Source organism: uncultured Bacteroides sp., from assembly GCF_958445495.1.
Lineage (GTDB): Bacteria > Bacteroidota > Bacteroidia > Bacteroidales > Bacteroidaceae > Bacteroides.
In genome coordinates, this window is the sequence record NZ_CAUCSQ010000003.1 from 102,220 (window position 1) to 118,396 (window position 16,177).

The window sequence follows — 16,177 nt, forward strand, 5'->3', positions numbered from 1 at the left end:
ATATTTCGTAAATATTAAATCCTTTTCTCAAAATGTCCATTTCTACCAAGTACTTGTCGAATAATAGCCCGCCAATACGAATGCAACATCCGTGGAAAAGATAAATTTTTACGTATAGTTCCAGCATAACCGTCGCCAGAAATTGTCGTACCCAATGCACTTGTGTCAACTACATGGGAATATAAGGCATATAATGTTATTCCTTTTTTCTTCAAGTTATACCAATCATCCGCAAGATATCTTTTTTCAGCACTCATCATAATTTTTGCCGCACTCCGGTTCATCAAATATGCAATTGCCCCCATAGCTTCACGCACAGTTACAAGTTGTAAACCGTTAACAACCATTTGTTTTCTAATATACCAATAATCTCCAGATAATAAAACGATAATCGGCTTTTCTATTTTCAAAATTTTACTTACTGAAAAAATAATATTTTCCATATCCACATCTTGGAATGATACGTCATCTTCTAATATCAGTGCCACATCATCGTGATTATTCCAAATTTCTTCATAACACTTTCTATGAGACAATGCACAGCCGATTTCTCCCCCCTTCATATAACGCCCGTAGGTTTTGTAGGCCTTATCTTGATTCCAGATCTTCATTAACTGTTTTTTAGAAAGATTTCTCCCATCCACGGCTTCAACAAAACAAACATCCAAAAAACCTTCATACGGACTTAATAATTTCTTCATATATTCCTTCCGGTCCAAGGAGGTTTTCAAATTAATTATATACGTCTTCATATTTCTTTTATAATTACCGGACAAGATTCCATACGTGGGATAGGAATGGTATCGACAATAACCGGTATTTAAATTTATACTCAAAAGATAATTCTTTTTTTATCCTGTTGAACAGATATTTTACAAAAGGATTGGTATACCATGCTACAGGATTGCTGTAAATATCTTGTTGGCAAAACGCCTTGTAATCCAAAAACATTTCTTTTTCAAAAAATGATGATTCCACTCCTACCTGCCGATAGGTTTTAATAATGTTTGATAGTATATAAAGAGAATCGTCAATACTAATTTGGTATTTACCCCATAAATGAATGGGGGCTTTGTTGTATATATAAAATGGAACATTCACCATACGACAGGAACATATTCGAACCAAATACTCCAATACAAACAAATGGTCTTCACCGATTATGATACGCTCGTCAAAACGCAAATTCCCAATTACACTTTTTTTAAACAGTTTGCTCCATACGGTTTTGAGTATACCTTTGTCCAGATAGCGGGACAGTACCTGCTTAGTTTCTTCAGGTGATGCCGTAGCCACTTCCTCCAAAGGAATAAGCTCCATAATGTTTGAATCTTTTATATTATAGGAAAATAGAATCAAATCTTCATCGAAAGTTACAGTCTTACCGGACAAAGCATTGTCGGTAAGCCGGTCGTCGGCATCAAGAAAGGCTATCCATTCTCCTTTTGCATGAGCCAATCCCACATTTCGTGCCGAACTAACCCCACCATTCGTCTTGTGAAATACCTTTATCCTGTCATCCTGTACGGCATACCACTCACAGATATTCCCTGATTGATCATTCGAACCGTCATCGACCAAAAGTAATTCAAAATCTGAAAAAGATTGCGATAATACACTGTTAATGCACATAGGTAAATAACTTTCCACATTGTATACAGGAACTATAATCGAAACCGCAATATTTTCTATCATTTCATCAACGATTTATTTTACCAGTCAATTACAACCTTTAAATATTATCTTAAATCATCATAACAAATATTTTCAGGTATTGCGACTTTATTATTCAACTCCTCATCATGGATTTTAACATTCAGTCTCCTCCATTCCACAAAAAGTAGATGTATATTGTCAAATAAGAAAGATAAAAATTTACTCTTTTTAGCCCCATTCTTCAATATACGTTTGATTCCCATTTTTAATTTATAGCCCTTAATCATCTAATCTTCCACTTTGGTATAAAACTACCGGATATTAACGTACAAAAGGAATTATACTTTAAAGAAAGTGCGTCACACACTATCATATATATATATTTCCTGAGCAATCACATCTTTCTCCCGCGTAAAATTTGTATTATAAAATACTTTTTAAATTATTCATTAAGTGCTTGCCTTAAAAATACAATAGATTTCTCCCGACACATTTGTATTTTTGAATCAACTGGAAGATAATCGATTGGCTTTAGCAATTCTTCTTTACATTTTTGATATTCCTCCCATGAATGTATCAAACGATTCTCTAAACCCAATAACTGTAACAACGAAATAAAACGCGCCATTCCTCGTTCTGTATTACCGATAACGATAAAGTTTTTCTTGAAAATAATTGAAAATACACAGCCATGGAAAGAATCTGTCACTACCATCTTGGCCTCTTGAAAACCACGCAACCATTGTTCAACCGGTATTTTAATGCGTTCTTCTAATGGAACTTCCATTTCTTCCGCTTTGGAATTTACCCAAAAGGGTTTGAATCGTCCACTTGTCGCCACGGATTCTATCACTTTTTCTTTCTCTTTCGTTTCATCTAATATATAAGCCAATAAATCGCCGCCCCATGGCTTTGTTTCTGCTTGATGGATTAATTGAATGTAATCTCCAGCCTGTAACAACAATGTCGGATCTATCATCTGGCACGCTTCCACACCTAAATACTGGCGACAAATATTGATTCCCGAAAATTCTCGAACAGAAACAGCATCAAATTGCTGTAAAAGTAGGGCGCATTTTACCATTTGTTCCGGAGAATAAAAACATCGGTCCATCCCAAAAGAAGCGGCATAAGCTATACGTTTTATAGAACAACCCTGGGTAAAATTCAAAAATGTGTCTTCTAAAGGAGTAAAATACCTACAATATTCAGCACGCCATATTTGATCACTTCCTACAACTACTGCATCAAATCTCTGTACCGTTTTAGCTGTCCAATTTCTTCGTATATATTGATGAATATATTTGCGTATAAATCTATCTGTATGTTGACGAATAAGTTCATGTGAAGTTTTCCAAATTGTAATTTTTCTTCCTAACAAATATCGCTTCAAAAGACGCTTACAAACAGCTAACGGATAAATCCAATAATACGAACGCTTATATACAGGTTTGGTCAAAACCTGTACTTTATGTCCCATCCGGTTTAAAACTGTTTGCAGAGCATAACATTGCAAAATACCACCATAATTTACATGTAGGGGCAATGTCAATATCGCTATATTCATTGTATATTATTTTATTATTCCTAAAAATTGAGAACCTAACAAAAATTTCTTATTTTTTTCATAGCAAAAGCTATTATTTTTTTTCTACTGTCAAAATCCATCCCAATATATAAAATTGTAATTCCAATAATTATTACACAATATAACCCAGTAATAATAAAATGAGGATAAAATGGTAAATGCAAATGGTTTATACCTTTATTTATAAAATAGACAACCGGCACTGTTATTATAACGACTTTTCCACATGAAATAAAAAGTTTGCCTATTTCCCTTATCGGATAATTTACAAGTCTGTTTATAAGAACTGGTTTAATAACCAAACCAAGCACGGCATAACTTATAATTCCCGCCCACGACAAAACAATAGGGGAACAACCTTTTTCAAACATGAAGTAGACAACAGGAAATCTAATAAATCCTACCAAAGGAGAAATTAACGCATTTTCTTTTAATTGTCCTTTAGCATAAAGGGCCACATATAAAGAAGAATCAAAAATAGAGAATAGACTTTCTATTATTATTAGCTGAAGAAAAATAACAGAAAATTCCGGTACTTGTCCAAGCCATATTCGCAATAATGGTTCCGCTAACAGAATAATCGGTATAGCTATAATAAACATCAAAAAAAATGAATACTTTGTAGAATTAAGCAACAATTTTCTGGAACCAGCCTCATCACCAGCAGCATATCTTTTTACAATTTGGGGATTAACTGCAGTTCTGAAATTCTCAATCAATTGCATAACAGCCATATTTACTTGCAATGCAATTGCTCTTGCAGCCACAACAGCAGGATTAAAAAACATATTGGTTATTATCGTGGTTCCTTGCCCATTTAACGCTATAGATAAATTAGCAAATAAACTCCACCCGGAAAATTCTGATATTTCTTTCAGTATATTCTTATCGTAAACAAATCTATATTTTGATTCTTTGAAATTTTTTATACAATAAAATCTATAAAACAGCGTAATACCTATCTGGATACAACATAACATAGATGCATAAAATATCAGTTTATCCCATTTTGCAATTGATAAAAGATATACTACAATCAATTTTAAAACCACATCCACAATTGCCATATAAGCATATATCCCAAATCTCTCACGAGCTATAATTACTGCACTATATGGAACTTGCGTTATTGATATTAATGATGTTAAAATAGACAAATGAAATGCAACTGATGCAGCAAATAATCTTTCTACTGGTATTTCCAATTTATGATAGAAAAACCAAAGGCCTATAGTTTCTGCTAAAAAAACAATTATACAAGCAAATACTATATGTATTGACAGCGTGGTAGAAAATGTTTTTGAAAGTTTTTCCTCATCATTTTTTCCTAAAGTGAAAATCAAAAACCTTGAAGTTCCCGTACTTAATGCCCCATTTAAAAAAGAGAGCATACCAACTACACCGCCTACCACTTGATATATACCATAATCTTCCACCCCTAACTTTGCGAGTACAACTCTTGAAGTGTACAAAGAAACCAACATGGTAATTATCATGCGGACATATAATAAAACTGTATTTTTTATTATTATTTTATTTGAAGACATTTTTATATTGCAACTACAATATAGAAAAATCACAATTATCAGGATCGTACCTCAACCTTGAGTTAATATTAATTCCATCAATCGCTTTCATCTCTTCTTTTGTTAATTGAAAATCAAAAATATTGATATTCTCTTGCTGTCTTTTAAAATTCAATGAACGCACTAAAGGTATTACTCCAGTTTGTATATGCCAACGCAAAATAATTTGAACTATGGTTTTGTTGTATTTATCAGCAATATTTTTAAGCAATGGCAAGCGCATTAATCTGTCATCAAACCTTGCAATAGCCGTATATGCTTCAACTGCGATATTATTATTCCAACAGAATCTAATTAATTCCTTTTGAGTAAATAGTGGATGCACTTCGATCTGATTCACAGCAGGAATAATATCCGATACGCTAAACAGCTTTTCAAGATGATGCTTATGGCAATTAGCAACACCAACAACTTTACAGTATCCTTCCTGATATAATTTCACCATTTCTTTCCATGCAGCTTCATAATATCCGGTTACAGGCCAATGAAACATCAATAAATCAACATAATCTGTTCCAAATCCCTTTAGTTGCTTAAAAAACGTATCTCTTATAGTAGCATTTACTTGATCGTAATTGGTGATTCTTGTTGTCAAAAACAGTTTATCCCGCTCCACTCCACTACGTTTTATAGCTTCTCCAATTAAATGTCCGTCTCCATAAGAAGCAGAATAATCTAACAGATAAAAACCTATCTTAAAAGAATGTGCTACCGCATTAACATATTGATTTTCTTGATGTTTCCTATAATAGAATTTGTTATAAATCCGTTTTATCAAAGAAAGACTTTCAGGATTATATTGGGGATTATATCCCACTCCCGCAGGACCATTGCCAATCGCAGGAATTTTTATCCCATTGTTTAATTCAAGATACTCCATTAATCAAAACTCAAGATACATCCCCCCCAACTTAATCCTACTCCAAAACCTGTTACCATTACTTTTGTAGGACTATTTATTATTTGATTATCTATACATTTTTTCATACTTATCAACACTGTTGACGATACAGTATTTCCTGTATCTTCTAAGTTTATATAAAATTTATCTTTAGGTATAGAACATACCTTTCTTATAGTATCAAGCATGAATTTGTTTGCTTGATGAAAAATATAATAACCTATATCATCTTTAGTTATACCATTTCGTTCCATAACCTGCTCTGCCAACTTAGGAACAGTTTCTAATGTAAAATTAAAAATTGCACTACCATTCATATATAGATAATCATCATATTTCACATGCCCCTCTTCATCTTTTTCTGAACAAGCAGTTGTTTTTTTATATCGTGCACCTCCCGTTTTTACAATTAAATTGTTTGCACCGCTCCCATCTGTACCGAAAACAAACTCGCCGATTTCGGCAAAACCTTCTGTTGAAACCAAACAAGCAGCCGCACCATCTCCAAATATGGATTGATTACTTTTATCTGCAGGATAAATATATTTATTATAAGTTTCGGCAGTTATCAACAATACATTTTTTACAGCTTTTGACAAAATCAAACCTTTTGCCATTGCCAATCCATAAATACATCCTGAACATCCTAAATTAAAATCTAAGGCTCCACTATTTACCGGAATTCCCAATCTATCTTGCAAGATACATGCTGTAGAAGGTAGAAAATAATCAGGACTTTGTGTACAAAGCAGCAAAAAGTCAATTTCTGAAGGTGAAATATTATATTCCCGAAACAGCTTTAAAACGGCTTTCTCACCTAAATCTCCAGCCGTTTCATTCTCTCCTGCTAAATGTCTTTGGTTTACCCCAACTTTTGAAGCAACTTTTTCAACACTCCATTCAGGAAATCTTTTTATCAAATCAGCATTGGTAACAATTCTTTCCGGCAAATAATATGATACTCCTTTTATATATGCTTTCATACTTTCATTACTATACTAAAGTTTGCTCTCCCCTCCTGTTATATCCAAGACACTTCCTGTCATCCAACCACTTACATCAGACAATAAATATATTGAAAGATAAGCAATATCTTCAGGTTGTCCGTATCGTTTGAGAGGATATTTTAATTGGGCTTCCTCAAGCTCTTCCTTTGATATACCTTCCTGCATAATAAGATCAGTCCAAACCATAGCCGGACATATACAGTTAACCCTTATTTGACGTGGTGCAAGTTCAAGACCCAAACATTTGGCGTATGATATAATTGCACCTTTAGAGGCACTATATATAGCATTTCCTATACTAGGAGAAATCGCTGCTCGTGAAGCAACAAAAACAATAGAAGCCCCTTTATTTATTTTTTTGGCTGATAGAATAGAAGACTGCAACAACACTGCTGATGAAAAATTTACGTTCATCACTGAATTTATATCATTTTTATCTATCATTTTACACAATTTCCTATTTCCAATACCAGCATTATAAACAATGCCGTCAAGCATAGGTAATTGTTCTACCAATTCGTTTATATCGTTCTCATCTGTCAAATCAGCTCGTAATATCAAATGATTACCAACTTCCATTTGAGATAATGTAAAATCCAATTTAACCGCATTGCGGCCTGTCAATACGACATTAGCTTTCATCTTAGAACAAGCTATAGCTATAGCTTGCCCTATTCCAGACGAAGCTCCCGTCACTAATACAGTTTTATTATGAAGTGAAAAAGGATTAAAATTCATTTCTTATTTAGATTGTATTAACCTAAATAGTTCTTCTATAGTTTCGCAAGAACGAATTTCTTTACCTGTTATAGCTTTATTATATCTGGTTCTTACGAAAGCTATAATAGACATGGCAGAGAGAGAACTCCATTCGTTAAGTTCCTGATAATAAGTATTTGCATAGATTTCTGATGAATCCGTTTCATCAAATTGTTCTGCAAATCCTTTAATAAAATCATTTAATTCCATATACAATTTTTATTATTAATATTTCCATAATACATCCTCATCTACTACAACTGCGGGATTACCTGATACAACAGCATGAGCTGGTACATTTTGGGTGACAAAGGCGTGTGCTCCAATAATAGCACCATCACCTATTTTGACTCCCGGCATAATAGTACATCCTTCACACAACCAAACTTTATCCCCAATAATTACAGGTCTTGAATTCTTATAACCTGCTCTATTGATATAATGATTACCATTATTATCTCTAATAGTCACATTACGGCCTAACATAACATCTTTCCCAATTTCTATTTTTTCAGCGCATATTAAAGTGGCATTAATATTTGTAGAACTTCCACCTTTAAATGTCAATTTTCCACCAGAAAAGACTTCAATATCCGAACCATATCCAATAACCGTATTTCCGAGTATCTCCAATGTAGCACCATCGTTAACCAACAATCTTGTTTCTAATTTAGATTTTGGAATTTTTTTCCATCCTAAAATTAAATTACCTTCTTTTATAATCCTTGCACCTTTTCCTATTTGTATACAGCAATAAGGAGTAGGTATAATTGCTTTGTTTCTTACAATTTCCTCAAATTTGTTTAAGGCAAATAGTTTCAATACTGCAGAAGGTGAATATTGCACAATTCGTAACCTAGAACGTAATCCTATAACATGATTTTTGATTTTTCTTTTTAATGAAAATGAAGAAGTTGAATTTGCAATATATTTCTCAGAAATTTCAACAAAACTCATTTTATCCAAATCCTTAAAAAATTGAGTTCTATCTACTCTAGGAAGATCAAGTGAAAGATTTAATGACCTATTTCCCGCTTCAATAGAATCAAAAGGTACTTGAATATAATTTATTCTCTGCTTTACTTTCTCAAAATATTTTTCACCTTTCTGAGAATTCACCATCACCAATGAAGTCCCTAAATCCTTCTCTAATAATTTATTTATATTTTCAATTCCCCAGAAATCAGCTAATGTAATATCACTGATACGAGGATATCCTTTAAATTTACAATCATAGCAAGAAGGCCTGCAATATACTCCGGTACTTAAATAACCTTGTGTAAATTTACTCTGGTCTTTAGTTTCGTAATATGCCTTTCCATTTGACAGTATAACTTTCTGTGTAAGATTTCTCCAACCATATTCCTTGGATTTGGCCTTACAATAAACAACTTTATAACCATACCTTTCTTCGAAAGAATCCAAATATTTTTTCCATACTTTTGGAGAATTTATCCCCCTACATATGTAATCCACTATAATAAGATTATCAAAATTCTTACCAAGGAAAATTCTCAAAGCAGCCATTTGGCATGGACTTCCACAAACTAAAACACTTTCTCCGGATTTTACTAAATCCCGTATTTGTTTAAAAAATCCTTCAAAATTACTTTGGAGATATTTGGAACTTCTTAACTTAGGCAAATCAGCCTTGTTATTCGAAAGATATTGTTTAACGGAGAAATCTTCATTAAAAATCGCTCCTCCCACATAGCCTCCATTATGATACATAATATCTGCCAAAGCAGAAAATAGACCACCAGAAGTACTATCAAAAATTACCTCAATGTTTTTATGCTCTGCGGCATAACAGACAGACTGAGGTAAATCATTTTTCTTTAGTTCTTTTATATTAATAATAGGACATGTTTTATCACACAAGTCACAACCTATACACTTTTCTGTATCTATTATTGGATACCAGAAACCTTCAATATCCGTTTTAAATGTTATTGCATTTTTAGGGCATATATCTCCACAAGCGTTACATCCACAGCATTCAACTTTATCGGTAATATTAATCATATCGAAAATTTATATCTTATATGCGCCTATGATTTAAAGCAATCTTTATAACTACTTTCATTTACCCATTAACCGTTTCCAAAAAGAATCCCTCCTCGGTTTTTCCCAATATTGTATTTCTTGCAGATACCGTTCATAACTCCACCGATTATGTATCATTTCATAAATTCCTCCCCAATCACACATACCGCCCACATTCCGGTCGTCGATAAACATATCCGCTCTTAATTTACGGCAAGGACTGTTCTCCCTTTCTTTCACCTGTTCATCCGGATGATTGGCATTGACCGCATAAAATTCCAAGCCGCGTTCCCGGCAAAATTCTACCGCCTCCTCCAAAAGTTCCCCTTCGCGTACACTCCATAAAATCAACAGATGTTTTTCCTCTTGTAATCTTTTCAATGTAGCAATGGCAAAAGGTCTTTCCTTTCCTATATATGGATACTTATGTTCCACGATTGTCCCGTCAAAATCTACTGCAATGACCATACCAGTTTCTATTTGTTACCTATCAAACCTTTATCGGCAAAAAAGGGAAACGAACGGCAAGCGATTGTCTTTTCAAAACGATCCCCTCTTTCACATCCGTACCGACCTCACTATCTTCCGCTATTAATGTCAAAATTTCATCAGCATCGTGACATACGGCAACTATATCCCTGAAATTACCGATTCGAGGGTCATTATATACAAGTTGAAAACGCATTCCCATTTCTTCAAGAATGAAAAAAACAATTTCTATCGCATCATTAAATCTTCTCTCCCGAACAAAAGAACGAGCCTTCATAATCCATCTATTAAGACTTCCGGCTATCGCCATCAAATCCAATTGATTATGAGGATGAAAGAAGCATTTATCTATTTCAGCTTGATTATCAGAGAACAAGCCGTCAGCAGAACACTCCTTTCTTTGCTGTCCCTCTCTCCGATACCGGACATACTCTTCCACATTCTCAAAACTTTCTTTATGTATCCCGCCTATGGCAATAGTCATACCGCCCATAGAAGTCACCAGACATTTATCACGGGAAATACGTATTTGATAACCTTCAAGACCAGCAAGTACGCCGGACGTAATCCGGACCAACGTATGCCCCTTAGCATAATAATCGAACGGATGAGACATAAAACGAATACGGTTCGGCTCTATTTGAGCCACCTGCATGAATGACTGCATTATGCAATCAGGTATTACCGCTGTCCTTCCGGTACTACAATCATTAACAAGATACAGTCCGAAAAAATTATCAGAAAGATAGTTCTGTATCTCCCGACTTTCTCCTTGCACAAAGACGAGACCGGAAATCGTAGGCTGCTCATTTTTTACAACACGCTTTTCCCCACGCTTATACACCACGCTCTTATGAATAAAGGTATTAAATCTCTCTCGAAGCTTATCATTTATGATATTCACTTTCGCATGATGAATAAAGAGATAACACCAAGAAGATGCATTTTTATTTTTAGACAAACCCTCTACTTCCGAAACAGATTCCATAGCATCTGATTCAGTATTAATTTTGCCCTCATTGGCGTTAGAAAGAGCATCTGTACTATACAGTGGCATCGACCCCCTATCTAAATTATGTTCCGGTTTACATTGTCACAAAACGACAACTGTTTTACATTCTCTTTACAAATCAAGAGATATAATACCCCATTCATAATCTTGCGTTTTTAGACTTGTATTCGGTATTTCCCCATACCTTCAAGCCTGTGTGTAATTGTTTGTTTTGAACCATCTCTTTTCAAGAGACGAATGTAGAAACCTCCTGTCTGGGAATCAAAACATTACACATACGCACATTTATTTTTTGCTAAACATCAATCTATTTCTTACAAAAAAAATAAGAGTTTTGAAAAGAAAAATTTCATTCATATCGTTTCTTTTTGTACTTTTGTCGCAGTGAATTCGTCTCTTGAAAAGAGATATTGTGTTCTACTAAACATTATCTTTTATAGATTTTTCAATATTAATTTATTAGCTTTGTCAATTACCGAATGGTCTAATGATGCCAAATAAATCTGGGTAGTATTCTCCGAATCGTGTCCCATGCCTTCACTTATCACCGATATCGGGATATTTTTGCTTCTGGCAATACTCGCCCATGAATGGCGGGCTACATACATCGTCAGGTGTATTGGCAAATTCAACATGGAGGAAATCTCTTTTAACCTGTGGTTGACAAGATGGAGTGCATTTTCATATTGCTTTCTCTCATTGCCAGGTTGCCTGATTATCGGCAATAGATAAATAGTGCCCGTATCAGGGTATTTATCAATAATTTCCTGCATGCACTTCTCCCACTTAACAAAAAGTTGCTGCCCGGTTTTTCGCCTGCGATAAACCAAAATACCATTTTTCAAGTCCCTCTTCTTCAGATAAGCCATATCAACAAACGACATTCCGCGGGTATAAAAACTAAATAGAAATATGTCCCTTGCCAATTCTAATGACGGCTTCCAACTCAAATCCAACCCTTTTATCCGTTTGATAATATTAAAAGGGATTGCCCTTTTGACAGTCTTTTCCACACCTGTATAGACATTCTTAAAAGGATAACGTTGCCTGGTTAATTCTTTTTCGACAGCCCGGTTATAAGTAGCCCGGAGTATGCGCATATAAAAAGAAATCGTATTCATCGAAACACTCCGCTCTTTCAGCCAAGCCTCATAAAGCATCATCAAATCCGAATCCATCTCATCCAACATGATATCCTTTTCTTCCCTGAAACACATAAAACTTTTGAGAGCAGCCGCATACGTTTCGGAAGTGCGCACCTTACCCAGCTTTTTCAACTGGACTATGACAGACTGCATGAAATTAAAGAAAGATTGTACCTGCGCCTGTTCATAAAACAGGCTCACTACATCATCCGTCGTATATCTGATACCTTGACTATCCAATGATTCCACAATTTTATTCAACCTCACCTTATCCCATCGTACCCGTTCTTGTATAGCACAGACAAGGGCTGCCCGTTCCGTATCGGAATTGTACGGATACAATACGATTATCCCTGAACGGTTATCCCACTCCGAAGCGAGTAACTTATATTCCGTGCTAATCTGCCTGATAACCCGATTATGAATTATCTGATAATATAAACAGCCTTCTTTACCGGCTACCGTAGAAGCCCTGAATTTAATTTTTATTGATGTCATTTGCTCTGTTTTTATTAATCCCTATATCATTTTTATAATCACATAAAAAATACTGCCACCATAAACGAGTGTATTCGGAACATTTATCATGTTATTATTTTTATTCGTCGTTCCCACTCCATGACGTCTTCCCCGTTCCACCTTTACAACTTGATTTGTATATAGATACGGTAAGGCTAAAACAAAAATACGAGTTTGAAGTTCAATTTTATATGTACAGTTAACCGTAAACATGCCATCCCGATTGAAAAGAACAAAGATTTCCGCCGTTCACCGCATCCTGCTCTTTTACTGAAAAAGATATCCGTTCCGGGAACAGAAGAAAAGCCGGAAGAAAATACAAAAAGACAAATCGTTTTTGACGAAAAACAACTTTACTTCCAAACCATCCGAACAAACATTAAATCCCACAAATATGTTATATTTGCAAATCGGAAATAAAAAAGAAACAGAATATGAAATACATCGGAGCACACGTATCTGCATCCGGCGGTGTGGAATTCGCCCCCGTCAATGCCCACAAAATAGGAGCAAACGCTTTTGCCCTGTTCACAAAAAACCAACGCCAATGGGTCAGTAAACCTTTGACAGAAGAAAGTATCCGCCTTTTCAAAGAAAATTGCGAGAAGTACGGTTTTCAACCCGAACACATTCTTCCCCACGACAGTTACCTTATCAATTTAGGACATCCGGAAGAAGAGGGCCTTAATAAAAGCCGTGCCGCTTTTCTGGACGAAATGCGACGTTGCGAGCAGCTCGGCCTGAAACTTTTAAATTTCCATCCCGGCAGCTCTTTGAATAAAATATCAACGGAAGAATGCTTGTCGCTCATTGCGGAAAGCATCAATATCGCTCTTGAGAAAACCCAAGGAGTAACGGCCGTCATTGAAAATACAGCCGGGCAAGGAAGCAATTTAGGAAGCGAATTCCGGCAACTGAAATACATCATTGAACGGATAAATGACAAAAGCCGCGTAGGCGTTTGCCTGGATACCTGCCACACATATACGGCAGGATATGATATAGTAAATGAGTATGAGAAAGTATTTGACGAATTCGACAAAGAAGTGGGATTCGACTATCTGCGCGGCATGCACCTGAATGATTCGAAAAAGGCATTAGGCAGCCATGTAGACCGTCATGACAGTATTGGTGAAGGACTAATCGGGAAAGCATTTTTTGAAAGATTAATGAAAGATTCCAGATTCGATAATATGCCATTGATACTGGAAACACCGGATGAAAGTAAATGGGCAAAAGAAATAGCTTGGTTGAGAGAAGTCGAATAAAAGAGCAGAAAATACAAGTTTTATAGTCTCATTCGCGAAAAATATCCAACTTTATATCAGTATATTCAATATATTATGTATCTTTGTGCCCGTAAATTCAATAATTTACGGGCTTTACTTTTAACACAAAGCAAACGGTTTTAATTACATAAACAAAAAAAACAATTATGAAAAAGTTTTGGTTAGCATGCACAATGATCATAACAGTGGGTATAAGCAGTTGTGTAGATAATGATAAAGACTTATACCAAGGAGAACCGCAGAAAGAATTTAACACCAATGATTTCTCTACCCAACAGAGCGTTCAGGTAGACATTGATTATTCACAGACAAAATCCAAAGTTCCGTTTTTTATTTATGACGAAAATCCCATAGAAACTGTTAAAGACGCATCCGGCAACGAAACGAGTGCTTGCAAATTCAACAACGATATAGAACCGTTGGACGGAGGCTGGACAGATGATGAAGGCAAGTACAGCAACCAAATAGTCTTACCGTCATACGTTTCTAAAGTATATATCGTTTCTAAAGCTTTTTATGCCACCCGATTAATGGAGGCAGAAATAGTTGACGGTGTGCTAAAAGCCTCCGAATCCGATTATAACGGACAACCTGAAACCAGAGCTGCACTAGGCAACAATGCTATTTCACATGAACGCGGCCGTTTCAATCGGTTAGGATGGGATACACGGTTGGGAAGTTTCCATTCGGTTACCGGTAAAATTAATTATGCATATAAAGGAAAAGACCCCAAACTGACATTTACCAGAAAAGAAAGAGAAGAATTCTGCCGGACAATATATTCCGTACTGAACACTTTGGGCAAATGTCCGGAAGAATACAGAAAAAGTAATGATTTATATATTACCGGAGACGATAAAAGCAATTATACGGAGATAGTATTGACAGCATTGGGAGGATGGACTTGCTGGAACAATTCATTGGGATACTATTACTATGAAGACGGGAAAACCCCGAAAAGTCTGGACGATGTAAAAATATTTACCATATTCCCCAATACGCAAACAAAATGGAATAAAAGCACGTACCAAGCCTCTCCCCGCGGAGTAGAAGAAGGAACCAGCGTACAACTCAAATTCTTTGGAGAAGATTACCTTCAGAAAGGAAGTACCAAATTCCCGAAAGGTTACAGAATCGGTTTTGTCCTTGCATGTAATGCATGGGATTATAAGTTCACAGGATATGGCTCTCACACTCAAACCGACACCTACAAGTCTTGCTCTACTGAAGGGTTAAGCAGCAAAGGAGCCAACAATATCGATGTGCATACAGCGATGTTCAAAGATAAAAACGGCAATATCGCCATCTGCTTTGAAGATTTCAAAGACGACGAGAATTTCACAGACGTTCTTTTCGCCTTGAAAGCCAATCCCATAATAACCGACGAATTGCCTGATGTCGACCCCGATTTGAATACAACTATCGAAAAGAGGGGAGTTTATGCTTTTGAGGACGAATGGCCCAAAGCAGGAGACTACGATATGAATGACGTATTGGTTCAATATACATATCAAAAAACATTCAATATCTACAACAATATATTAAACGAATCATTCACATTCAAAACCTTCTTCAACAAATCTACGGTTTTCACCAACGGACTGGGATTCACGCTTACCAATGCAGAAAACGGTAACAGTTCAGCATATCTAATCAAGAAAGAAGGAGAAAGTGAATTTAGCCAAGCTACAGGCAATGATAAGATTATTTCCGAAGGCAATGTTATTTTATTGACAGACAATGTAAAAATCAACCCGAACGCCGAATATAAAATAACTCGCCAGTATGGGGAAGAGACCTCCTCAAAAAACAAAGAGACAACAATCGATGCATTTATCTATCGTCCCAGCAACGGCGGCAGACTGGAAGTTCATTGTCCGATGCAGAAACCGACTTCCAAAGTAGACAATTCACTCTTCGGACAAGAAGACGACCGTTCCGTGCCAGAACAAGGAATCTATTATATTTCAAACAAAGAAAATATCTATCCGTTTGCATTTTATCTCTCAAATGCGAACATCGACGATATTGCTGAATTAAAAGACTTCGATAAAAACGAGAGAGTACCAATCAACGAACTCTATCCGGAATTTATTAATTGGGCTAAATTCGGTGAAAACCCGGATTGGTATAAGAAAAAATAAAAAACATATACAAGAATACCCCAAATAAGAAGGCGC

14 protein-coding genes are annotated in these 16,177 nt (G+C 35.5%); 2 read left to right on the forward strand and 12 right to left on the reverse strand.

Features of this window, described 5'->3' with window-relative positions; all coding sequences use genetic code 11:
- Nucleotides 1–14: 14 nt before the first annotated feature.
- The 12 genes from Q5076_RS02295 to Q5076_RS02350 form a co-directional block, all read right to left on the reverse strand.
- On the reverse strand, nucleotides 15–752 hold the full coding sequence (locus Q5076_RS02295) for a glycosyltransferase family 25 protein (RefSeq protein WP_303010613.1): 738 nt from the start codon (nucleotides 750–752) through the stop codon (nucleotides 15–17).
- Nucleotides 753–765: 13 nt separating this feature from the next.
- Complete coding sequence (locus Q5076_RS02300; RefSeq protein ID WP_303010614.1) at nucleotides 766–1,695, reverse strand: glycosyltransferase; 930 nt, start codon at nucleotides 1,693–1,695, stop codon at nucleotides 766–768.
- Nucleotides 1,696–2,098: 403 nt separating this feature from the next.
- The gene (locus tag Q5076_RS02305; RefSeq protein WP_303010615.1) at nucleotides 2,099–3,223 is read right to left on the reverse strand and encodes a polysaccharide pyruvyl transferase family protein; all 1,125 of its coding nucleotides are present in this window, start codon (nucleotides 3,221–3,223) and stop codon (nucleotides 2,099–2,101) included.
- A 35-nt stretch (nucleotides 3,224–3,258) separates the two neighbouring features.
- The gene (locus Q5076_RS02310) at nucleotides 3,259–4,791 is read right to left on the reverse strand and encodes a lipopolysaccharide biosynthesis protein (protein ID WP_303010616.1); all 1,533 of its coding nucleotides are present in this window, start codon (nucleotides 4,789–4,791) and stop codon (nucleotides 3,259–3,261) included.
- A gap of 13 nt (nucleotides 4,792–4,804) precedes the next feature.
- On the reverse strand, nucleotides 4,805–5,710 hold the full coding sequence (locus tag Q5076_RS02315) for an aldo/keto reductase (RefSeq protein ID WP_303010617.1): 906 nt from the start codon (nucleotides 5,708–5,710) through the stop codon (nucleotides 4,805–4,807).
- Complete coding sequence (locus Q5076_RS02320) at nucleotides 5,710–6,714, reverse strand: ketoacyl-ACP synthase III (protein WP_303010618.1); 1,005 nt, start codon at nucleotides 6,712–6,714, stop codon at nucleotides 5,710–5,712. Before Q5076_RS02320 ends, Q5076_RS02315 begins: the two co-directional genes overlap by 1 nt.
- Before the next feature lie 15 nt (nucleotides 6,715–6,729).
- A complete protein-coding gene (locus tag Q5076_RS02325; RefSeq protein WP_303010619.1) occupies nucleotides 6,730–7,476 on the reverse strand; it encodes an SDR family NAD(P)-dependent oxidoreductase in 747 nt (248 codons plus the stop codon).
- A 3-nt stretch (nucleotides 7,477–7,479) separates the two neighbouring features.
- Nucleotides 7,480–7,707, reverse strand: a complete 228-nt coding sequence (locus Q5076_RS02330; RefSeq protein WP_303010620.1) for an acyl carrier protein — start codon at nucleotides 7,705–7,707, stop codon at nucleotides 7,480–7,482.
- 15 nt (nucleotides 7,708–7,722) lie between these two features.
- A complete protein-coding gene (locus Q5076_RS02335) occupies nucleotides 7,723–9,522 on the reverse strand; it encodes a Coenzyme F420 hydrogenase/dehydrogenase, beta subunit C-terminal domain (RefSeq protein WP_303010621.1) in 1,800 nt (599 codons plus the stop codon).
- Nucleotides 9,523–9,579: 57 nt separating this feature from the next.
- Nucleotides 9,580–10,011 carry a BT0820 family HAD-type phosphatase gene (locus tag Q5076_RS02340; protein ID WP_303010622.1) on the reverse strand — a complete coding sequence of 144 codons (432 nt, stop codon included), beginning with the start codon at nucleotides 10,009–10,011 and terminating at the stop codon, nucleotides 9,580–9,582.
- A gap of 22 nt (nucleotides 10,012–10,033) precedes the next feature.
- On the reverse strand, nucleotides 10,034–11,089 hold the full coding sequence (locus tag Q5076_RS02345; RefSeq protein WP_303010623.1) for a transcriptional regulator: 1,056 nt from the start codon (nucleotides 11,087–11,089) through the stop codon (nucleotides 10,034–10,036).
- Nucleotides 11,090–11,478: 389 nt separating this feature from the next.
- Nucleotides 11,479–12,687 carry a site-specific integrase gene (locus Q5076_RS02350; RefSeq protein ID WP_303010624.1) on the reverse strand — a complete coding sequence of 403 codons (1,209 nt, stop codon included), beginning with the start codon at nucleotides 12,685–12,687 and terminating at the stop codon, nucleotides 11,479–11,481.
- Nucleotides 12,688–13,142: 455 nt separating this feature from the next.
- Between Q5076_RS02350 and nfo the strand changes: the two genes are divergently transcribed.
- Entirely contained in the window at nucleotides 13,143–13,976 is an 834-nt protein-coding gene (nfo, locus tag Q5076_RS02355; protein ID WP_303010625.1) for a deoxyribonuclease IV, read from the forward strand.
- Nucleotides 13,977–14,143: 167 nt separating this feature from the next.
- Nucleotides 14,144–16,141 (forward strand): LruC domain-containing protein, encoded by a 1,998-nt coding sequence (locus Q5076_RS02360; RefSeq protein ID WP_303010626.1) that lies wholly within the window; start codon nucleotides 14,144–14,146, stop codon nucleotides 16,139–16,141.
- The last annotated feature ends 36 nt before the right edge of the window (nucleotides 16,142–16,177 follow it).